17 protein-coding genes and 1 tRNA gene are annotated in these 21,362 nt (G+C 55.7%); 10 read left to right on the top strand and 8 right to left on the bottom strand.

All coding sequences use genetic code 11. The features are described 5' to 3' along the window. Positions 1 to 65 precede the first annotated feature (65 nt). From HZB60_12355 to HZB60_12340, 4 genes are all read left to right on the top strand, one after another. Positions 66 to 257, top strand: coding sequence for a hypothetical protein (locus HZB60_12355; protein MBI5060557.1), 192 nt, complete (start codon positions 66 to 68; stop codon positions 255 to 257). A 784-nt stretch (positions 258 to 1,041) separates the two neighbouring features. Further along, entirely contained in the window at positions 1,042 to 4,752 is a 3,711-nt protein-coding gene (locus HZB60_12350; protein ID MBI5060556.1) for a hypothetical protein, read from the top strand. Between the two features lie 958 nt (positions 4,753 to 5,710). After that, a complete protein-coding gene (locus tag HZB60_12345) occupies positions 5,711 to 6,619 on the top strand; it encodes a hypothetical protein (protein ID MBI5060555.1) in 909 nt (302 codons plus the stop codon). A 53-nt stretch (positions 6,620 to 6,672) separates the two neighbouring features. Then, positions 6,673 to 8,061: a T9SS type A sorting domain-containing protein gene (locus tag HZB60_12340; protein ID MBI5060554.1), complete on the top strand. Its 1,389-nt coding sequence runs from the start codon at positions 6,673 to 6,675 to the stop codon at positions 8,059 to 8,061. Between the two features lie 198 nt (positions 8,062 to 8,259). Here the strand turns inward: HZB60_12340 and HZB60_12335 are convergent, their stop codons facing one another. The 4 genes from HZB60_12335 to HZB60_12320 form a co-directional block, all read right to left on the bottom strand. Next, positions 8,260 to 8,922 (bottom strand): ThiF family adenylyltransferase, encoded by a 663-nt coding sequence (locus tag HZB60_12335; protein MBI5060553.1) that lies wholly within the window; start codon positions 8,920 to 8,922, stop codon positions 8,260 to 8,262. Then, positions 8,919 to 9,683 carry a hypothetical protein gene (locus HZB60_12330; protein MBI5060552.1) on the bottom strand — a complete coding sequence of 255 codons (765 nt, stop codon included), beginning with the start codon at positions 9,681 to 9,683 and terminating at the stop codon, positions 8,919 to 8,921. The genes HZB60_12335 and HZB60_12330 overlap by 4 nt, the downstream gene beginning before the upstream one ends. 31 nt (positions 9,684 to 9,714) lie before the next feature. After that, complete coding sequence (locus HZB60_12325) at positions 9,715 to 10,731, bottom strand: hypothetical protein (protein ID MBI5060551.1); 1,017 nt, start codon at positions 10,729 to 10,731, stop codon at positions 9,715 to 9,717. Positions 10,732 to 10,799: 68 nt separating this feature from the next. Continuing rightward, positions 10,800 to 11,015 carry a hypothetical protein gene (locus tag HZB60_12320; GenBank protein MBI5060550.1) on the bottom strand — a complete coding sequence of 72 codons (216 nt, stop codon included), beginning with the start codon at positions 11,013 to 11,015 and terminating at the stop codon, positions 10,800 to 10,802. A 197-nt stretch (positions 11,016 to 11,212) separates the two neighbouring features. Between HZB60_12320 and HZB60_12315 the strand changes: the two genes are divergently transcribed. The 6 genes from HZB60_12315 (at position 11,213) to HZB60_12290 (ending at position 16,094) form a co-directional block, all read left to right on the top strand. Next, positions 11,213 to 12,517 (top strand): hypothetical protein, encoded by a 1,305-nt coding sequence (locus tag HZB60_12315; protein ID MBI5060549.1) that lies wholly within the window; start codon positions 11,213 to 11,215, stop codon positions 12,515 to 12,517. A gap of 229 nt (positions 12,518 to 12,746) precedes the next feature. Continuing rightward, positions 12,747 to 13,181 carry a hypothetical protein gene (locus tag HZB60_12310; protein ID MBI5060548.1) on the top strand — a complete coding sequence of 145 codons (435 nt, stop codon included), beginning with the start codon at positions 12,747 to 12,749 and terminating at the stop codon, positions 13,179 to 13,181. Between the two features lie 257 nt (positions 13,182 to 13,438). Beyond that, the gene (locus tag HZB60_12305; GenBank protein ID MBI5060547.1) at positions 13,439 to 13,894 is read left to right on the top strand and encodes a hypothetical protein; all 456 of its coding nucleotides are present in this window, start codon (positions 13,439 to 13,441) and stop codon (positions 13,892 to 13,894) included. Positions 13,895 to 14,018: 124 nt separating this feature from the next. Then, complete coding sequence (locus tag HZB60_12300) at positions 14,019 to 14,690, top strand: hypothetical protein (protein ID MBI5060546.1); 672 nt, start codon at positions 14,019 to 14,021, stop codon at positions 14,688 to 14,690. Positions 14,691 to 14,806: 116 nt separating this feature from the next. Beyond that, positions 14,807 to 15,061, top strand: coding sequence for a helix-turn-helix domain-containing protein (locus HZB60_12295; protein ID MBI5060545.1), 255 nt, complete (start codon positions 14,807 to 14,809; stop codon positions 15,059 to 15,061). A 109-nt stretch (positions 15,062 to 15,170) separates the two neighbouring features. Further along, the gene (locus tag HZB60_12290; protein ID MBI5060544.1) at positions 15,171 to 16,094 is read left to right on the top strand and encodes a tyrosine-type recombinase/integrase; all 924 of its coding nucleotides are present in this window, start codon (positions 15,171 to 15,173) and stop codon (positions 16,092 to 16,094) included. A gap of 236 nt (positions 16,095 to 16,330) precedes the next feature. Here the strand turns inward: HZB60_12290 and HZB60_12285 are convergent. From HZB60_12285 to HZB60_12270, 4 genes are all read right to left on the bottom strand, one after another. Then, a tRNA-Lys gene (locus tag HZB60_12285) sits at positions 16,331 to 16,406 on the bottom strand. Between the two features lie 213 nt (positions 16,407 to 16,619). Then, a complete protein-coding gene (locus HZB60_12280; GenBank protein MBI5060543.1) occupies positions 16,620 to 17,159 on the bottom strand; it encodes a hypothetical protein in 540 nt (179 codons plus the stop codon). A gap of 104 nt (positions 17,160 to 17,263) precedes the next feature. Further along, positions 17,264 to 17,917 (bottom strand): hypothetical protein, encoded by a 654-nt coding sequence (locus HZB60_12275; GenBank protein MBI5060542.1) that lies wholly within the window; start codon positions 17,915 to 17,917, stop codon positions 17,264 to 17,266. Between the two features lie 138 nt (positions 17,918 to 18,055). Continuing rightward, positions 18,056 to 21,361 (bottom strand): efflux RND transporter permease subunit, encoded by a 3,306-nt coding sequence (locus tag HZB60_12270; protein MBI5060541.1) that lies wholly within the window; start codon positions 21,359 to 21,361, stop codon positions 18,056 to 18,058. Position 21,362 lies beyond the last annotated feature (1 nt).

Genomic DNA, 21,362 nt, shown 5'->3' with positions numbered 1-21,362 from the left:
TCACTAAGAATAAAACAGGAGCCGCCTACCCCTCCTGCACCCCAAAACCCAAGAAAGGAAAAAAAATGACAAACCTACTGAGATTCTTCAACGAGATGATCGAAAAAGACAAACTCGAGCGCGAGCTCGCAAAGCACCAACCGGAGTCAATCGTCAATCTCCAGATGCGAACCCAGATGCGCGATATCATTGCCGATACGCCGTCCTGGGGATTCAAAGAAATCATGGGCTCTGAATTAAGGCGACTCGGCATGTAAAACAGGTTTCGCGCGCATGCATGCGACAAAATGCCAGTAATCGCAAAAACCACCTGATTTTTAGCCGGTAGCAGACTACTTAAGACGTATTCTTTGTGCTGGAAGCGGCTTGGTAGCATCGGTCGAGGGACAGCTAAAGAAAAGCCGCGATTATTCAGCTGCTGATCGATGTAGCAGCTACTACATCCCGGCGTAGGTAATAGCCTCCCACCAGCAGTTGCAGCGGCATATCTACGTCAGCATTGAAGCGAAGCACGCCGTACCAATATACGTAACAGAGCAGGCCAACACCTGCTCCTCTGTTTTACGCCAGCGTCGTCGGATGCGTGTGAATAGCCTCGCAAGCGCGTGTCCGGCTTCGCAGAGCAGCACCGGAGGCATTCTACGCCACAGGGTGACTCCTTAACTAAAGATGACGGTCATCACCTTCTTATGCCAGAATAGAAAGCCGGCGATGACCGCCGGGGTGACCGCTTCGGAGCAGGTTCACATGCACTTGGCCCCGCCTTCGCAACGAAGAGGAGAAGCTCTCATGCGTCTGCCTAATCCTTGCACACAGGGTGTGACGAATCGGTCTTGGCGCGAATTCTGATTCGCATTCAAGCCGGCTTCGATACAAGAAAACAACAACTTATCCCGGTCGCTTTGTCACATTGCCGTCAATGTGGTAAGCGGTCCAGCCGTGGCTACAGGTCGCTCTTGTTACCTGTTTCACTTGACTTTTTCGATTCACCATGCTATACTACCTCCAGATCACTTGGGGAACCTTGGAAGCGAGGTAGACATGCCTGCCCTGACATCCTTCCTGCCGAACATTCTATCCATTCCTGACGGACGGCCTACCGATCGACGAACCACCATCGACACCTTGCTGCGTGCCGCGGCGAGGTGTTTCTTGTTGTGGGCGTGCGTCGCTCCGACAGTTGATTTCCAGATCGCTGCCGCCCAGAGTGGTCGCACAGATTACCATGCCATTGTGAACTTTCAGTTTCACAGACCGATGGCCGACATTCTTATTGCCCGGTACTTCGTCGCTACGTCGGCCGAGTGGGAATGCGAAGCAGCGTGCGGATACTGCCCACACCTTGACGACTGTGCGAGACCAGTAGTGGGTGTTTACTTCCGCCCCAACCCTCCATGTGTGGCGGGCTACTGCAACATCTTTACTCCCGGGTATTACGACGTTTGGTGCGTGTCGCATGTCCCGGGATCAACCGATGGTTGCGACTCGTACAATCAATATTGCGTATATATGGAAACACGTTGTGGAGGAAAGATCTCCGTGATGTGCGAGTTGGGTTCGGATTGCCAGTTCGTAACATGGAACGGGCTACCTCCGGGTTTGAGCCCGAATGACGGAGAGTATCTCGATTCTCTGAATCTCGATTCACTGCTAAAACAGTGCAATCCCGTCGTGGATCTATACTTCGCGAACAATCAGATAGTCGAACATTATAACGCCCGTACCGAGCACCAGGACATGCGGGAGCGAGTGATCCTGGTGTTGAAGCGTAAGCTCAATGATCCGCTCTGTATTGATCCGCCGGAACTCGTGGAATTGAGTTTTGACGACTCATATGACCCCGCTTGGCTCTCGTTGGATAACTACATTGATGTTGGCGGCTTCAGATACCAGTTCAATGAGTTTGAACGCTACCCCGCTTACTGGTACCTCCCCGGCGACGTGACGATTCCACCACAAGAATACTTGCCTCTCAAGGCTTATTACCAGGAATTCATGGCCGTAGAGAGAGTCTATAACACGCAGGTGGGAATTGAGGGCCCGAACTCGCTGATGCGCGGGACCGAAGGGAGCTATTCACTGCGAATCCTCCCGGTCGAGGGTCCGCTATACCCGCTGGCATTCGTGCGAAAGTACCAGGGAACTTCCTCATTGATCAGAGATCCCGATGGTGTTCATATTGGGAAGGCGGAAGTCATCGATGGACTCGAGTGGGAGGGAAAGCTGGTGGAGAACGGGCACGTGTATTTGGATTCCGTCTATTTCGTGAATTGGGGAAGCGGCTCTGAATGGCCGTACATGGAAGGTCGAAACGTAGCGGAGACGGGCCTTCGGCTGGATGTTGAAGTGACGCCACGAGACTGGTCCGTACAGCCCGGTACGATCAACGTTGACGATGCGTTCGTCGTCGATCCACAGATAGAATGCCCCGCCTTGCCTGGAAAAAACTGCGATAACGGTACGTCGAGCGGTTGGCTATTCGAGAATGTGCTCCGCTACGAACTGCAGGTGCCGCTCCCTGAGGACATCGAAGTCAGCGTCGCGCGGGTTTCTACAGGACCTAACCAAGGCGTGTGGTACGTAACTCCTGGAAGCGGAGATCGGGGACCCTTCGAGTTCGATCTTCAACTGCGAGTCGCGCCGTTCATTGCGAATCCCGGCCGCCCGGATCTGTGTCCGACGTTTGCATTCCAACAGTGCGACGAGCCAGATCGGCAACCCTTCCCCGCATTCGCAAGCTGGCGTGAACACGTTCTGGAACTCTATGATGACCCGTCTGGTGGCTATCTTGAATACCTCCGAGATCTGATAGACAACGGAACGTTGGTAGATCCAAACGCTGAGGCGGAAGCCTTCACTGGGCCGCCGGAGTGGAACACCGAGACGTTTGAACAACTCGTTCAGTCAGTGGTTCAGGTTAGTGCGCAAGGGATGTGGTCACAGTTCGTCGCTAACGCAACGGAATTGGATCTGGATTGCGAGAGTATCGTGGGTCAGTTTACGGACTGGCCGAGCGGTATTGGCAAGCTTGGAGCTTTTGACCCGAACTCAGGCAATGATTGTCGTCATCTGGTTTCATTCGTACGGCCTTCGGATCAGGTGGGGCTGCTTCTGTACGCCTACCATCACACAGAGCCATCTGTTGAGGTCAGGGTAGATATTGACAACGTGGACGCATCCGGCAACCATACATCCTGCCTGGAGAATCAGAGCATAACTCTTTACCAGGCGCAAGACGGTCAACAACGCGATCTTCCAGGAGTCTATGTCTATCCCGGACCCGGCCAGATCCCTGCCCTGCCATTCTACGGCCAGTGGTGCGCCGGACCCGTGTTGGAGGTTGAACCTCACTCGCTGTGGAGGCTTGAGTTCACGGACGGCTTCGGAACAGTCTTGGGCGAAGTCGCGGTGGATCGCCGCGTGAATTATTTTGAAATCGGTCAATTGCCTGAGTCGATGACCTATGCTGATTACCGGCCAATGTACGGGCAGACGTTGTCGTTCCGCCTCACGCCTCGGTACCCAGCCCGATGGATGGTTGTTTGCAAGCCGTCCATGTACGAAGGCGCGGCCATGAACTGGGCGGTACCGCAGGAAGAGGATCAGTATCTGGACGCGGTCATGGTCGCTGACGCGGGATGGGAGACTCCTTTGAATGATCATCAGGACTTTGGGCAGTCCACGATGATCAGCAGTGAAGCCACGGAAGACCCAATTGAATTCCGTGTTTTGGTGCTCGACTACGCGGCTGAGATGGAAATCAGTGTCTGGGAAATCGCGGAAGACGGTACGCGTATCAGGTCCGCGGAGTTCCGCCCCCCGGATGGGGGCTCTGCATTGGAAAGCTGTAAGCTCCCGCTGGGATACGATCAATGGCACGACGATGTGGATTGGGCAAGTGATGATTCCGACCTCGACGGTTTGACGCGGTGGGAAGAGTATCGGGGTGTCATTACTGCCACCGATCCCTTCAGTTGGAGAAGCCTCGATCACACTCGGCCGCAGATGTTTGTCACGGACATGGGGAATGTCCTCAGCTTCTCCTACTTGAGCGATCCATGGTTCCAGAATGAGGTGATTCCGTCGGTTATTGGCGGCGATCTGATTCTCCTCAGTTCTGATGCAGCCCAGTTGGCCGCGCTGACCGATTCTTTTGAGACGTCAGCGGGCATCCAGTACTTCCTGGATACCAAGCAGCAGCACTATAGCGTGGCGGATGACCAGTGGACGGCGGTGGCCTACGCCGTGATGCCACGCCCGCTGTACCCTTTGCCCCCGGGGTTTCCCAATAGCGACATCGTCCCTCGCCCCCAACAGACGGTGATCCCGCTTCGTCGTACTGGTGACCCCGAGATCGAATACGGTCGTGTCATCCGTACGGGCGACGCGTTCCCGGGGAGCGCGGGTTGCGTTGAGATCGGGGTGCTGGTTAACCTGATTGACGACCGGGTGACAGATTGGAGCGAACACAGCAATCTGGAAGGCAATCAAGTTCAACAAGTGCGCGAAATACTCCTCCAGCGAGTTCTGCTTCATGAGCTTGGACACGCACTCGACATCGATGACCATGTCCCTCAGACCGCGGGGAATGTCGACGGTTGCTTCCTGAAAAACCCGCTGGGAACGATTCCCAATGACGATGACAGTTGGGCACAGTGGATCACACAGTACGCCAACGGCTCGGGGAATTCCGCTTGGGGATTTCGGCATGATCAATTTAGTTGCGATACTCAACGGAGGTACCGTCCGTGAAATGGTCACGTCTCTGGTCTGCGAGCGATGCGATACGGCGGGTCTCGATCAATGCAGTCTTCACGTTTGCCCTAGCCACGGTTGTCCAATTCGCCTGCAGCGCGGTACCGTCGGCGCGGGATGTTTCGGTAGTGCTTGCGGAGGTAGCTGCCCCCGGCGGGGATGGGGACTGTGCAGACAGGATTGATGCGATTCTTGCAGGCAGTTCACTCTACTTCGTGATTAGTGCCTATCTCATGCCAACTGAGGCCAATGCTGACCCGTTCCTGCGGCTCGACCCGGGGTGGCCCGCATACGTAGAAATCGAGTTCAGCTGGGCCGGGGGGAAGAACTTCAGTTCAGATCCGATCCTTCAGCAGCGTTTTCGACTGCGTCCATTCTTCAGCCGCCAGCAACTGAAAGACGATAGCCTTCGCGCGCTTGGGCAGCTGGACTCCAGTCATTGGTCCTCCTTCCGCGAGTTCCAGTTTGCAGCGGTAGTTCCTCCAGAGCTAGCCGGGAAGACTGTCTACGCCCGTGCTTACTATACGACCTCCGAGTTCGGACGTAAGCATAGCAATTACGACCGTGTCTATCACATGGTTGCCCCATGTTCTCGCGAAGACACTCTACAGATCTTGGGGAGCCGGGTTCGGATGGCATATCGCACGAGTGACTTCGCGGAAGGAATCGCTCTCGGCGATTCTCTCGTCGAAGTAGGAATGATTGGGACTCTCGGCCTTCAGTTCGCGCGGTATTGCGCTTCTCAGGTGGGCGATTACGACCGTAGCATATTCTACTTGGACACATTATATCGCGCTACCGGCAAGACAGAGTGGGCTCCGACGGGATGGCGTACGCCGGCACAATGGCAAGAGGAGTACATTAGCATACGCTCTCACCTCCTCGAAGATGCGGCCGGCGGGCCGCGGTAGCGGAGCAGCAGCGCCACCGAGGGTTACGATCTACGGGCCAGGCCATGATGATCCAAATCGCGCTCATATCGTTGTCGCTGCCCCGCGCCGCGCTCTCGCTCCTGCTTGCGGTAGTGACCTGGTCGAACGTCTGGGCGCTGCCAAGTGCGGATCGCATGTCGGTGGTGGTGTCCGAGGTTACGCCAGATGGCCCGGGGGGGGATTGCGGCGGCGGAGTTCACCCACGGTTGGCCGGAACGTCGCTCGACTTGATTGTCCGTTACACGCTGTATCCGTCCGAGGCCAATGTGGATTCATCCCTCCGACTGATCCGCGGCTGGCCGGAGGGCGTGGACATCGAGTTCAGTCTGGCAGGCGGCGCGGGCTTTCGCGCCGATCCGGCGCTACGCGAACGGTTCTCCTTGCGGCCGATCGTCACCCGCGATCAGCTCTATCAGGACAGCTTGTGGGCGGCAGGCCAGCCGTGGAGTGCATACATGTCGTATGAGTTTCGCACGTTTCACTTTACGGCGGTTGTCCCGGCGGAGCTTGGCGGGAAGACCGTGTACATTCGCGGGTATTGCGAGACGCCGGAGTTTGGTCGCGTGCCGAGCAACTATGACCTTCGATTTGATGTCGTGGCTCCGTGTTCGCGGGATGACACCCTGTGGGTTGTGGGTAGCCGGATCTGGCTTGCGCAGCACGCGTGCGACTTCGCCGCGGGAATCGCCATCGCGGATTCTCAGCTTGCGGCAGACATGGTGGGTACCTTGGGCTTTGAGCAGGCGAGGCATTGTGCAGAGCGTCTCGGTCGCTTCGACCTCGCGCTCTTCTATTTGGATACGCTCTACCAGACGACGGGGCAAGTGATTTGGTTTCCGCGGAGTCACGGCGTGACACTCGAGAAATATGAAGAGTTCTATCAGGTGATCCGCCGCGGGCTTCAGGAGGACGCCGCCCGGAACGAGCGGTGAGTTGTCAAGTTGGGGTGGATAGAAGTGACCAAGTCAAGACTTCGGGAGTCGCCATGAATACAAGAATCTTCGCCGTCTCACTACTCCTGCTCTGGGTGCGTGCTGCTTTCGGGCAGTTGCACTTCGTCCAAGAGAGTGACTTCTTCAGTATTCCTGGATTGGACGCGCTGAGCGACGAGTGGTTCATCGCAAGCTCGGACTCCACGGACTTCGGATTCCAGGATCCACTGGATATCGAGGTCATTCGGCTGTCCCCTTACGACTATCGCATCGTGGTTCTCGATGGTGGCCGACCGCACTTCATCCAGTTCCGAGTCACCACCACCGACAGCCTTCACTACTTTGATGTCGTTTCATCCGGTGATGATCCCGGAGCAACAGATCCGCTCCGCATGCCGAGGGCTATGTGTCAGATGAAACGAGGAACGTACTTTGATCCGGTCACAGACTTTCTGGTTGTCGCCGATGCCGCGGAGAGTCGCCTGGCACTCTATCGCTTCTCTGATTCGACCGGAGAAGTAACTCTCTCCCACTTTGTATCGAGTCCGATGCTGGGACGGCCGGTTGGAGTGTACTGGGGCGTGGGAAGTTTCTTTGTGCTCGATGAGACGAATAGCAGAATTGTCAGAGTCGACACCAGCGGAGCCGTTCTCTCTACCTACGGCAGGTGGGGCGTATCTCCGTGGAGCTACCGCTGGATCAGTGACATCGCAGGATTCGTCGATAGTACCGGGACTGCGCACCTATACGTCGTCGATACAAAGAATAGCCGGGTTGATCACCTGACTGCTCGCGAATCCAATGCACGAATCTACAGGCACTCCAGTGTTTGGTGCGTAGCTGATGACTCCCTCTACATGTACCCGCGGGACGTGACGTTGATGCCTGGCGTGGGAGTCGTGGTTTATGACTGGGCAAAGCTCAAGCTCCTCTGCTGGACTACATTCGACTCGTTGAATAGCTCAATCCGCTATGATGCTGAAGTCGAGGATCTGGTACCCGGGGAACAACTGGTGCGAATTCGTCAGGCGTCTGGACGACTTGTGCTAATCTCAGTTTCCGAGGATGGGATCTTTCGACTCCGATCCTTTGGGATTGGATCTACATTGGACGCCATGGGTTCTGAATTCGACGATCCTGCCAGGGAACTGATCGTCTTGCCTACTGAGTATTGGCTCTACCAGAACTTCCCCAACCCGTTCAATCCGAACACGGAGATCCGGTTCGACCTACCCGAGGCTGCGCAGGTTCAGCTCAGAGTCTTCAACATCCTCGGCCAAGAAGTCGCGACGCTGGTTGATGCCATGCGCCCCGCGGGTGCCTACAACATCCTCTGGGACAGCAAGAACATGGGCGGCTCAACTGTAGCGTCCGGCGTCTATGTGTACCAGCTGAAAGCCGGCAAGTTCACCGATCAGAAGAAGATGGTTCTGATTCGATAGTGCCAACGCCAACTTCATAGCTAAAAGAGAAGCCCACGGGATTTCCTGTGGGCTTCGTGCATCCAGCAAGTAGCAATGCTACTCGTCGTCATCGCTTGACCGGTCATTTCCGCAAATGCGATCCGCAATGCCACACACGGCATCGACGATTTTGCATCCGGTTCGAGGTCCGTTCATATTGTCCTTTCAGGTTGTGATTCATTGGGGAATCGTCAGCAACGTGAATGTTGCGAGATCGAGGATAACTCGCGACGGCAGTTGCTCGTCGTTCACGTAACGCCGAATCAGATTGCAGATTATGCTGGCCGCCATCAGCGGCGTGTAGCAGACAGATCGTGCAGTGCAAGACTCTTGCAGGGTCTCCGCGTCGGAGACCAATGTCGCGGAGTATCGAACACGATCCTCCCTGATCTGCGGCCGCACGACATGGACGTCGAGTGTTTCGAGACCCATGCGAGAATCGATGTACAATCGCATTTGCGACTGCTCGCGAACTGCACGCCATATCAACTTGCGACTCTCCATCGAATCAACTGCGGAGATCACGATCTCGGTCAGCGTCTGTTCAGCGAAGCGAGCTGGCACAGCATTGGGTGTCTGACCTCCGTACGTTTCAAGCAGCATAGTGAATGCTGTGGCCTTCAGAGAGCCAATATCGCTGTCAGAATACATCTGATTCGACCAGTTGTGGCTTTCCACAAAGTCTGCATCGTATGCAGTTAGCCCCACCACGCCGAGTTTCGCAAGTGCCAAACCCGTTACGCTGCCAATGGATCCTAATCCGATAAGGGTAATCCCCAACTGGCTCACCTTGCTGGCATCGAGGACATCCGATTGGCGGAGGAATCGATCGTCGGTCATGGCACCTCATCGAAGTCTTCCATGGACAAGCCGCACCACGACATTTCCTCCTGCAGATCTTCGTCCGTAAGACTGCCGCGTTCGTGTGCAGACTTTAAATCAGCAATGTGATCAAATCCCGAACGAAGGTTCGGCATCAGCAATCCGGAGGCCTCCGTGACTTGTGACTTGAACTCCGCAAAGCATGCTTCAGCCAGACCGTCCGCTGTTCGATAATGCACTTCCCAGACGCAATCAGACATGTACAAATGCGCGGGATGGTACTGATCCAAGCGCATGATCGAGTCGCGCCGCTTGTTCACAACGAGGCTAAGTAGCCATTCACCGTTCGCCAGTCCCTCGATACACTGGTCATCTTGCCCCGACCAGAACACAGACATGCCGCCGTGACTATGTGCCCAGCAGCGCAGCTTCTTCGTGTCGACATCTCGAGACTCGAGATCCATGAGCAGCTCGGCTACACCTGCGGGATCCATCGTGGTCTCATCCATGCTGCAGACTTGCTTGGTCAGGAGGAAGTCGGTCACGAGCAGCCCGTTCAGCACACCAGATTCAGCATCACGAAGCTCGTCGACCAGACCCAACGCACTGACTTCGCCTTTAGCCTGATCAGTCCAGAGCCACAGCTTCTGCATCGCAACGGCATCCACTTGTATCTTGATCGGCAGCTTGACCGGATCACGCTGCTTGTTCGTCTGCCACTGCATCGGCTTCCTCCGTTTCTTCGACTTTAGGACGGTTTGGACAGTCTTCTTCTTCATGGTCAACATGTTCGTTACAGTGATCACACCACTAGCAGGATTCGCAATCGCAGATCTCGTGACCATAGTCGTCGCACCAAGAGCAGTACGGTTCGTCATCGTCGCACTCTTCTTCCCAACTCGGGTCCCACTTCTCGATGCGTTGATACGGATCACTCGCATTATACGTCGTGAGAAACGTGTGCACGAGTTGGAACAATCCGAACAGATCCAGCTCGCCGGTCATCCTGCTGACCATGTGTCCGATGTTTCCGAAGCAAACGGAGTCTGACGAAATGTGCGGGTGCAGATAGTCGTTCACGTTGGTCCCGCCTCGGATCATCAGCTTCCCTGTTCGCATGTTGATCTCGATCTCGTACGGGTCAAAAACGTAGGTGTGATCATCATACGTGATTGCGATCTCATGCGTTGTCCCAAAGATGCTTTCCTCGTCGATGACAAAGTGCTGATAGCATCCCGGCACCAGCTTTAGCAGGTCAACGTACGTCCGAATCGCACGAGCCTTGATCCATTCCGCCGACTTCTCGAACAGCCGCAGAATCTGCCGGTCGCTTTCAATCTTCCGCGACAATTGCATCAGCTGTAGACTGAGCCGCTCGAGCTCGTACTGATCTTCGCGCAGGCTTGATTGCAACTCACGCTTGCGATCCTGCACACAGGATGCAATTGCATCGACGAGAGCATCTTTCTGTTCGTGCCTGTACTCCCGACACATCCTGGGCAGTTGCTGATCGATCACATTGCGAACGAATGCGCTTGCAGATGCGTTCACCGGGCACAGATGCAACGCGAGCCACGTCTTGCCGCTGCGACCGACGGACTGGGCATTCTGCACCAGCAGATCACCGCGCAGCTTCAGTCCAAATTCTGGGTCGAAGTGGAATATTGCTTCTCCCAGAAGCAATTCAGCCGGCCCAGACATCGGCATCGCAACGATCAGCCCATTCCGATCCCATGCATCGATCTGGTGTGCTTCGACCAGCAGGTCGATCGGCACATGATAGCGCTGCGAGTAGAATCGCAGCAGGTCTTTGATTTGTTCGATCATCTTTATCTCCCAACGAAAGAGGGCTCCAGCCAGTTACGACCAGAGCCCTCTCGTTGGTGGGTAGCTGCTTAAGACCTGCAGCCTCCCTTGACCTGCGGCACGAGGGTCAATACCGCTCCCTCCGACAAGATGTCTGAATCGAAGGCCGGACTGCCGTTGACATGCCGGGTGTAGCTGGAGTCCTTGGGGAAGCCGGACTGCTGGATTGCCTGCTCGACGGTGGTCTCGGGCGAGACCTCGATTTCCTTGGCCGATCGGCCGAGGCACAAGACCTTGATTTTCACGGCGACCTTCCTCACTGAGTTAGGTGATCAATTCGTTATCCACAATGTGTTCCACCATCTTATGCCATATATTTCTTCACTTTGGAGCTAAATTGAATTCTCCCGTTTAGGGGATGCATTATTCCATTAGATTCAGTAGATTCTCAATAGTCTTAATGGAGATAACATTTTTGTCACCCAACGTAGGAGCGTTTGCAATGGAGTGGTTTGAGCAACAAATAAGGGACTTGCTCTGCAGCTGGGTAAACGATGGCTCACTCAGGGGCAGAAGCGAAGAAGTGATTCAACTCATCGATTCAATCGGACCTCAGAGCTTTGTGCACCAGTTAGTGACCGAATACATGGTGCAACACGACCAACCGTTCAGTTATGAGCTTGAATGGCCGAACTTTAGGCTGCAGCTTTCGATGAGCGTCTGGTTCAGTCAGGACATCAAGAGTTACGAGTTGTACATTCTACCGGCGGATAGTCGCATGAATTTTGACGCTCCCGAGCTTGCAACAAATGGATGGATCCGATCTCGCGGGGAAAATGCTTCGGATTTAGCTTATGGTCCGACTGAGGACGAGCAATTACCGGACAATTTGCGATTTGTGCGCAGCCAGTCGACAGATGGCGTGACATATTGTTTTGTGCCGCTGTTGCGTCGAACAGAAAACGGTCAGTATGAAGTAATGGTGAGTGACGTACAAAAAGGTCTGCGCAAGGCGCTGAATTCAATAATATGGGGAAATGACGGCAGTTCGTACGCCACGGTCCTGATCATACCGTTCGGACTCGAGCTACTCACACATGAGATGGACGATTTGATTTGGGTCGTTTGGAATGAGCTTCGCAGCGCTGGACACCGGCGATCACTTGACGACCGGAAAAGTGTTGAAGGGATGACGATCAAGCTTGCGTTCGGAAACCCAGGCGTTGTGACTTCGTTCTTGAAAGTAATGTTGAATGAAGGTGAAGTTATGCACAACCTTCAAAAAGGTATAGAAGCGACCGATCCGGATATCGTTGAGGTACCTCTCCCGCCGGCCATAACCAGTACATGGAAGAAATCCTACTTGTCTGACTACGAGATTGCAAGACGTAACCCCGCGATCTGGAAGCGGCATCAAACAGATGTGCCTCGAATCGCATCCGACATATTGACAAAGATCCAATATGACAAGGGCGTGCGAGGCGTCACCTTCCGAGAGTATATGACCCGCGAGGCTCCCGAGAGAATACAACGAATGTTAGTCGCGCGGCGGGTAATAGTCGCCTATAACGAGCTCGTAAAATCAAGAAGGAAGGACTATCGCACCTTGCTGCTTGAACTCGGTTTTATCAGTCGTGATGAATCGGACGAACCAGGCGGAGCTGAAGCGGCGAATCACGTTGGCTTTAAGAACTACATGAGCGATCTTGGGTTGTCCAAGTCTGTCCTCAGCTCCCCCAGGAATTCGTATGGACTTTGGCCCGAGGAACTGGAATGGCTAACTGATTACTTGGGCCCGCTTGATTGAATAACTTGCTACTGTTTCTTCTAAATGCCCGGCAAATGCTGGGCATTTCTATATCTGGGATGTGGTTAGGCTAACCATTGGAGACTTAGCGATACTGCCTTCGTCATCTAAAACTGGTACTTTTGTGTTCGCGAGACTTGATTATTCTCGCTTCACCAGGTGTGGCCACGCCTTAACAAATCGGCTACCGGTAGCCGTACACCCAAGCTTAAGGGGTACGGCGATGATTTTGAAACGGAAGAAGATTCAAGCAAGGGATGGATTCGACATTGTAGGAATTGCGAAAAACGAAACACTGTTCACCGACTGGGAGGCACTGCATCAACGTCCCATCTCCGAAGACGAGGCGCTCGCCGATCCTAATTGGCAAGCACCGTTCGACGAAATTGACTGCGAGAATGAAGATGCACCTGGTCAACAGGTGGAACCAAGCAAGGCCATGATGGCATTGGACGACCTGCCGCCTCGATGGAAGCAAGCGGTCGAGTTGCATATGGAGAAGATGACACAGGAGGAAGCGGCGGAGATCATGAACATTAGCCAACCGCGCTATTTCGAGATCCTGCGTGGCAAGGACGGAAGAGAAGGAGCGTTGGGCAGGTTGCGCAATGTCTTGATTGCTGAGGGCTTGGGACCAAAACAAGTGGGAAACAGCCGGGCCTGATGGCTGCCCCTATAAGAAAACCATACTACGTGGGGGCATGGATCCACCCCTACGTAGACGGAATCGGCGATTGGGACGGCCGATGATCTTGGAAGCGATTGTAGCGGCACCCCTATAAGAAAACTAGTCTATGAGGAGACAAGATGGAAAGGAGGTAGTTGTTGTCGAACGCGAACCCCGTCATCGCATGGTGTTGACAGGCCGGAATCCGGCAATCGGTTAACTGCCAGACTACACACAAATATGGAGGTTCACAAATGAGTGAATCAACAGTATTGCCGATTCGCAAGGCTGCCGAGGAGATTGGTATCCCCGACATTGAAACCTTGCGACGTGCGGCAAAGAAGTTCGGCGCTTTGATTCTCGTGGCCGGTCTCGAGTATGTAGACCGAGAACGTTACGATGCCGGCGTTCAGACCGTTTTGCTGACGAAGATTGAGCAGGCCGCTCGGCGCGCCAGGACGAAGAGCACTGGTGGAAGATCGATGGGTCTCGTGAAGGCACGGACCGAACGCGCTCCAGGGCTCATCATGGCCAAGGAATCCACGATTGTCGCCGCAAAGAAGCAAGTCGAAGACGCCCCAACTCCTTACGAGAAATCCCGCGCTAAGAAGACATTGGCTCAGTTGGAAGCCAGTCTGAAAAGTCAGAAGGAAAACTTCGCGAAGGACAAGGCTGAACTCGACCGCCTGCTTAACGAAGAGCCCGAGTAGGGGCGCCCGATACACCCCAGGTGTTCGTCCCGATCCTTAGATCAGACGGCATCAGCGACGGCACCTGGGGTGTTCGTGTCGAAAATTGAGTCAAGCACTAACAACCTAACAATGGAGGAATAAAATGGCACAGCTGCCAAACCCGTTTAATCTGTCGCAGGCCGAGTACGAGCGATTGTTCGAACTACCTGCAATTGACGAAGTCACCATGTCAATTCTTCTGATGGGTGATCCCGGTGCAGGCCCACATGACTTTCAAGCCTGCGGCGATCGCCTCAACACTGACATGAACGACAGTATTATGAGGACTTTACACTCTACCAGCCATCTGGTAAAGCTCTTTGAAAGGCTTCCGGACATTTATGTGGTTGGCACCGGAATTCAGCAGGCTGCCTTATGGAACGTGCTCCCTATATCGGCCAAGAAGTGGGCAGTAGACGGGATCTACGTGCAAGCGGGATACTGTACTGATGAATTTCCTGGTTGCGGCCACCAAATTGCCAACGATGCGATGATGATCTGCGACGCCGCGGTGACAACTGCCGGATCATTCGAGCCTAAGGACAATGTGCCGGTCCGGTTGCCAGATCAGTTCGCGTCGACGTGGAATGCAGCCATAGGAGACCTGTTTCAGTCTCGAAGGGCTGTCTGGTGTCGTGAATTGGTTGATCATCGCAATCTCGTACTCATTGTGTGTCGGGCCATTCTAATGGATCGTGATCCGGAGGACGAGTATGGGAAGTTCATCAAAGCCGGCGGCAAGTATTTTCTCGAGTATCCACGACTCTGTCCGTAGGATACCTCCACATAAAATCCCTCAAGCCGGCAAGAGCTCACCGGCTGGAGGGATTGTAATTATGGTATAAGAAGATGTCGACGACACAAGATCTCAAACACGAGGAGGTGATGGCGATGCTGCGCGAGCTGCGAACCAGGGTGTCAGCGGACCCCAAGCGCTGGCTGTCGCCAGAAGAAGTTGCCGTTTACCTCGGCATCTCGAGATCGCGCGTCTACCAGTATGTCCGCGAAGGCACGATGCCAGGGCACTACCTGCCAGATTCGAGCCTGATTCGACTGGACAGGAACGAACTTGACAACTGGGTTCGATCAGGCCACCGAGCAACTGATGAACTAACCACGAATACAATGAGGAGGTTGTTGAAATAGTATGTCTGTGATTATCCGTTCTCGCATCACGAAGGGACGTCCGACCGTACTGTATCTTGATATCAGCCATGACGGGAAACGGAAGCGCGTTGACCTCAAGACTTCTGACATGCGAGAAGCAAAGCGGATCGCTGCCGAAGTTGAACGCGACCTAGTGCTCAACGGATGGGGCAAGGGGCGCGGGGAGGCCATTCGACTCGATGACTTGATGCGTAACTACCTTTACCACTCACGCACCACAAAAGCTGCAAAGACGACCGAGACCGAGCGCGACGCATTCGCGGCCTTTTTCAAGGTTATAGGGAACCCGAAGCTTGGCGAAATCACTGCTGATCACTTCGAGCGCTTCCGTGCGGTTCGAATTCAAACGGTCAAACCGAGCTCCGTGAACGTCGCGTTGCGGCATCTGAAAGCAGCGTTCAACTGGGCTGTGGAGCGGGGGCTACTGAGGGAAAGCCCGGCAGCAAAGGTTCGGCTGAACCGCGTGCCCAAGAACCTGCATCCACGATTCCTGAGTGAAGCGGAAGTCGAACGACTGCGTGTTGAGATTGCCGATGATCCGGAACTGCTCCACGTTGTCAACTTTGCCCTCTGGACCGGCATGCGGCGAAACGAGATCGTGAATGTGTGCTGGTCCGATCTGGACATGGAGAGACGTACGATCACCGTGCAGAACCGTGTCGGTTTTCAGACGAAGTCAGGTCGGTCCCGCGTGATTCCGATTAACCCCGCGCTGCATACGATGCTGGTCTCGATTCGACCCGTTAGTGCACTGCCAGGCGATCGCGTCTTTCCGATCAACTACTGGTCGTTGGGCAAGAGGTTTCTGCTCTCCGTCCGTCGCGCCAAGATCGAAGGCAAGGTCTCGCTTCACACGCTGCGACACACCTTCGCCAGCCATCTGGTCATGAAGGGTGTCGACCTGGCATCCATCCAGGAGATCCTCGGCCATCACGACGTTACCGTGACGATGATCTACAGCCACGTGTCACCAGAACATCTTGCACGAACGGTGGACAAGTTGCCGTACTGAAAAGGGAGACCGATCACTCGGACCTCCCTTTCTTTTTAGCTTGGGGCGGCCAACCGTCTGGTCAACCTTACGAAAAACTGGGTGCTCTAAATTCTCGGAAGTTATTTCGTCTATATAGACGTTTCGTAGACGAAATCCTTGTCACAGGTTCCTAAACATTGGACTTACATCGGAACTTATGTTCAACGAGCACCCAAACAACAAGCCCGTAAGTCACTGACCTACGGGCTTTTAGCTGGTGCACCCACCAGGACTTGAACCTGGAACCCACTGATTAAGAGTCAGTTGCTCTACCAATTGAGCTATGGGTGCGAAAGACCTTGAATTTATGGGTTTTCCACCTGAAAATCAAGGCCTTCGTGCGCGCAGGTGGTTCACGACTTCATATCTAAATGCATAATTAAAAAAGCGTTACAGCGATAACCGCGAACATCGCTGCTAACTCACGAGGCTTAGTTCGCGCATATTCTAAACGAATCAAGGCCAGCGGACGCTGGCCTTGTTCACTCAAGCCGACAAGTCAAGCTACTTCGCGTCCGGTGCAGCCGGGGCATCAGCGGCCGGGGCCGGCGACAGCATCTTCAGGTACTTTTCCGGGTCTTTCTCGAAGCTGCCGATGCAGCTCTTACAACAGAACTTCACCAGCTGGTTCTTATACATGTAGTTGACCGGGTCGCCCATTCCGCCAAGCTTCTCACCGCTGACGACGCAGGTCTCGATCGGATACGTCTTGCTCTGAACGCTGATGATCGCGTCATCGAGCTTCGTCATCCACTTGGTCTGATCCTTCTCGAACGTCTTGACGCAGTTGTTGCAACAGAACTTCACTTCACGGCCGTCGTACGTCTTCACGACGGGCTTGCCCATCTCCCCCAGGCTTTCGCCGGACACGATGCACTTCTCGAGCGGATATGCGGCCGCCTGCGAGGTTGTCGAGGCCGCGGTCTGTACGGTCGCTTCCGCGGCCGGCGCCGCATGTGACGGGTGATCTTCGGCCCAGAGCGGTACAACGGATGTTGCCATCAACAAGCCCGCGCAGATGGTGGTCGTCAGAATGTGTTTCATCGATTTCTCCTTGTGTGAACGGTGGTCGAATTCTTGCAGAGGGTTAACGGAAATTGACTGGGAAAAGTTCCCCGGCGGCGACTGATTTCCGAATCATGTGGAGCTCAGTGCCGGTGTTTCGGCTGCTGATCCTGAGGCGCAGAATCCGGATGCGCTGTCGCCGCTTTCGATGTGTTTTCGGTGCGGTAGGCATCGCTGATGATCCGCAAGTACTTGTCGGGATCCTGCTCGAACGTCGCCGGACACCGGTTGCAGCAGAAACGCACGAGGTGGTTATCGTAAACATAATCCACGGGGACACCCCGCGTGCTGGGCGTCAGTTCCGCCCCGCTTACCACGCAGGTCCGGAGCGGATAGGCCGCCTGCTCGGCCGCGACAATTGCAGCGTCCAGCTGCTGCATGTGCGTTGCCCAATCCTGCTCGAAACTCCGCGCGCACACCGCGCCGCAAAAGCGAACTTCGCGGCCATCGTAACTGTTCGTCACGGGGTCGGCCGCGTCACCCAGCTTCTGGTCGCAGACGATGCAGTAGTCAATGGGGTAAGTGCTCGTCGCCGCGGAGCGTCTGCTTGCGCTACCGTGCGGTGTGTCACCCGCTGGCGGTTCCGCCGGGCGGGTGTCGGTGGACTCCCGGATTCCGTGACTCATTCCGCACCCCTGGCCGGTCGTATCGGCCTGTCCGGCGTGGTGTCGCTTGCCGGGAGTAATGAGTGTGGAAACGGTATAGGCCGTCATCATGGCCACCATGACGATCGCCATCGTAAGTCCCATTGTTTCTCCCTTTCTTTGCCTCCGATCGGCTGCGATTCGCGCGCGCGGCTCGTCAGCTATCCCGGAGTGACGGAGGTTCCGGATTTCGGTGGTTGCACGGGATCGCGATTCAGAATCAGGCGCCGATCAAGCCGTGATCGGTTCGAGCGCCGACATCCCTTCCGCGGGTGAGGTCGGCGGTCCGGGCACGACTTCCTTGCGCTTCCACAGATAGTAGATCGCCGGATAGACGAGCAATTCCAATACAAACGATGTGATCAGCCCACCCACCATCGGCGCGGCAATTCGCTTCATCACGTCGGATCCCGTTCCCGTTGACCACATGATCGGCAGCAATCCGATGAACGCCGCACAGACCGTCATCGCCTTGGGCCGAATGCGCTTGACGGCACCATGCACGATGGCCTCGGTCAGATCGCCGGTCGTGCGGAGCATTCCTCTGGATTTCGCTTCCCCGTGCGAGAGATCGAGAAACAGCAGCATGAAAACGCCGGTCTCCGCATCAAGGCCGAGCAGCGCAATCATGCCGACCCACACGGCGATCGAGATGTTGTAACCCAGAATGTAGAGCAGCCAGATCGCGCCAACGGCCGAGAACGGGACCGCCAGCATCACCACGAGCGACTTGAAGCCCGATTTCGTATTCATATAGAGCAGGGCAAAGATCAGCACCAGCGTAAGGGGCACGATGAACTTCAACCGCTCCTGCACACGCAGCATGTTCTCGTACTGCCCGCTCCAGACCAGTGCATAGCTGGTCGGCAGCTTCACCGAGGCGGCAACCGCCTGCTTAGCCCGCTCCACATATCGCCCGACATCGACCTTAGCGGGATCAAAGTCCACATAGACGTAGCCTGCCAGGAGTCCGTTCTCGTCCCGGATCATGGACGGTCCCTCGACGAGCTTGATGTCGGCAATCTCTTCCATCGGGATCTGACCGCGGCCATCCGGCAGCGGAATCAACACGCGGCGCATGGCCTCCAGGTCGTTTCGAAAGTCGCGGGCATAGCGCACGTTCACCCCGTACCGCGCCCGCCCTTCGAAGGTCGTGGACTGGTTGTCACCGCCCACGGCGGTCATCACCATCATGTTGGCGTCGTCCACCGACAACCCATATCGCGCCAGCTGGTCGCGCCTGAGATCAAAATCGAGAAAATAGCCACCGGCCACGCGCTCCGCATACACGCTTCGTGTATCCGGCACCGTTTGCAGCGCGCTCTCGACATCCACCGCAATCTGCTGAATCGTGGCCAGGTCAGCTCCGGAGACCTTGATTCCCACCGGCGTGCGAATGCCGGTGGACAGCATGTCCAGACGCGCCTTGATGGGCATCGTCCAGGCATTGCTGATGCCGGGCAGCTGAAGCGTCTCGTCCAGCTCCGCCACCAGCTCCGCTTCCGTGATGCGGTCGCGCCACATCGTGCGCAAGATGCTCTTCAACCAATCGGGTGCCCAGCTTGAATACCAGCGCGCGTGTTCACGCCACTCAGTTTCCGGCTTCAGGAGAATCGTCGTTTCCATCATCGTGAACGGCGCCGGATCGGTGGACGTTTCCGCCCGGCCCGCCTTGCCGAATACGCGATAGACTTCCGGGAAGCTGAGCAGCAGCTTGTCTTGTACTTGCAGTGCTTTTTGCGCTTCGGCCACGGACATTCCCGGCTGGACCGCCGACGGCATGTAGAGCAAACTTCCTTCGCGCAGTGGCGGCATGAACTCAGAGCCCAGCTTCCAATAGACGGGAATCGTCAAGATCACGACCAGAATGCTCGCCGCGATGGTCGCCCGTGGATGCCGCACGACAAACCGGCATGGGCGTTCGTAGATGCGATGCAACAGTCGGCTGATCGGATGTCGCTCTTCCGCGTAGTACTTGCCAACCACGAGTTTCGTGGCCGTCCACGCCAAGAAGCGGGGCCGGAATCGAAAGGGCTCAATGCGGGCGAACATCATTCGCATGGCCGGATCCAGCGTGACCGCGAGCACCGCCGCGATCGCCATGGCCAGGTTCTTGGAATAGGCCAGCGGTTTGAAGAGCCGGCCTTCCTGGTCCACGAGGGTGAAGACGGGCATGAAGGCGACGGCAATGACCAATAGCGAGAAGAATACGGACGGTCCGACCTCGAGCAGCGCTTCGAGCCGCACCTTATAGAAGTCGCCTTTGGATCCGGCCGCCTGCCAGTGATAAATCTTATTGTAGGCGTTCTCCACCTCCACGATGGCCCCGTCCACGAGCACGCCGATCGAAATCGCAATTCCCGCGAGCGACATGAGGTTGGCAGTGAGTCCCATGATGTACATGGGAATGAACGCCAGCGCGACGCTCAGTGGAATGGTCACGATGGGAATCGCCGCCGACGGAATATGCCAGAGAAACAGCAGAATGATGACGGCGACGACGATCATCTCCTCGATCAATTTGCTCGTGACCGTGTCGATCGCGCGGCCGATCAGCTCCGACCGATCATAGGTGGTAACGATGTCGACGCCCGGCGGCAACGACGGCTTAAGGTCCTCCAGTTTCACCTTCACGCGCTCAATCACGTTCAGCGCATTCTCCCCCTGGCGCATCACAACGATGCCGCCCACCACGTCACCTTCGCCGTTGTAATCCGAGATCCCGCGCCGCAGCTCCGGTCCCAATTGCACGGTAGCCACGTCCTTGACGGTAACCGGAGTCCCATTCTCCGTTTTGAGAACGAGCAATTCGAGATCGGCGACGGACTTCACATAGCCGCGGCCCCGCACCATGTATTCGCGGCCCGAGATCTCCACCAGGCGGCCGCCCACATCGTTGTTGCCGTTACGCACGGCCTGAATCACGGCGTCCAACGGCAAGTCGTAACTGGCCAGAGCGTTCGGGTTTACCGTGATCTGATACTGCCGGACCTGACCGCCGACCGTCGCGACCTCGGCGACGCCGGGTACACTCTGAACCGCGTAACGCAGGAACCAATCCTGATAGCTGCGCAACTCGTCGCTCGTGTTCTTCCCGGTCGTATCCACCAGGGCATACTGAAAGACCCAGCCGAGACTGGTCGCGTCCGGTCCCAGTTCCGTTTTCACGTCAGGCGGAAGCTGCGAAGTGATCTTGGACAGATATTCGAGCACGCGGGTCCGCGCCCAGTAGATATCCGTGCCGTCCTCGAAGATCACGTACACATAGCTGTAGCCGAAATCGGAAAAGCCGCGAATCGCCTTCACCTGCGGCGCCCCGAGCAGGGCGCTGATGATCGGATAAGTAACCTGATCCTCCAGGATATCCGGGCTGCGATCCCATCGGGAATAGACGATCACCTGCGTGTCGGAGAGATCAGGCAAGGCATCGAGCGGGATGCGTTTCATCGTCCACACCGCGATCACCAGGGTGACCAGCGTGGCGCCGATGACCAGGAACTTGTTTTCGGCCGAAAACCGGATGATCCGCTGTAGCACG

The organism is candidate division KSB1 bacterium (genome assembly GCA_016214895.1).
In the GTDB taxonomy this organism is placed as follows: domain Bacteria; phylum Electryoneota; class RPQS01; order RPQS01; family RPQS01; genus JACRMR01.
Note: the sequence above shows the minus strand (reverse complement) of the source record. Positions and strands in the feature narration are given on the sequence as shown.

Bases quoted from the DNA above. Each gene is read 5' to 3' on its own strand.
- HZB60_12355 (MBI5060557.1), top strand. From the start codon at position 66: ATGACAAACCTACTGAGATTCTTCAACGAGATGATCGAAAAAGACAAA.
- HZB60_12350 (MBI5060556.1), top strand. From the start codon at position 1,042: ATGCCTGCCCTGACATCCTTCCTGCCGAACATTCTATCCATTCCTGAC.
- HZB60_12345 (MBI5060555.1), top strand. From the start codon at position 5,711: ATGATGATCCAAATCGCGCTCATATCGTTGTCGCTGCCCCGCGCCGCG.
- HZB60_12340 (MBI5060554.1), top strand. From the start codon at position 6,673: ATGAATACAAGAATCTTCGCCGTCTCACTACTCCTGCTCTGGGTGCGT.
- HZB60_12335 (MBI5060553.1), bottom strand. From the start codon at position 8,922: ATGACCGACGATCGATTCCTCCGCCAATCGGATGTCCTCGATGCCAGC.
- HZB60_12330 (MBI5060552.1), bottom strand. From the start codon at position 9,683: ATGAAGAAGAAGACTGTCCAAACCGTCCTAAAGTCGAAGAAACGGAGG.
- HZB60_12325 (MBI5060551.1), bottom strand. From the start codon at position 10,731: ATGATCGAACAAATCAAAGACCTGCTGCGATTCTACTCGCAGCGCTAT.
- HZB60_12315 (MBI5060549.1), top strand. From the start codon at position 11,213: ATGGAGTGGTTTGAGCAACAAATAAGGGACTTGCTCTGCAGCTGGGTA.
- HZB60_12305 (MBI5060547.1), top strand. From the start codon at position 13,439: ATGAGTGAATCAACAGTATTGCCGATTCGCAAGGCTGCCGAGGAGATT.
- HZB60_12300 (MBI5060546.1), top strand. From the start codon at position 14,019: ATGGCACAGCTGCCAAACCCGTTTAATCTGTCGCAGGCCGAGTACGAG.
- HZB60_12295 (MBI5060545.1), top strand. From the start codon at position 14,807: ATGCTGCGCGAGCTGCGAACCAGGGTGTCAGCGGACCCCAAGCGCTGG.
- HZB60_12290 (MBI5060544.1), top strand. From the start codon at position 15,171: ATGCGAGAAGCAAAGCGGATCGCTGCCGAAGTTGAACGCGACCTAGTG.
- HZB60_12280 (MBI5060543.1), bottom strand. From the start codon at position 17,159: ATGAAACACATTCTGACGACCACCATCTGCGCGGGCTTGTTGATGGCA.
- HZB60_12275 (MBI5060542.1), bottom strand. From the start codon at position 17,917: ATGGCGATCGTCATGGTGGCCATGATGACGGCCTATACCGTTTCCACA.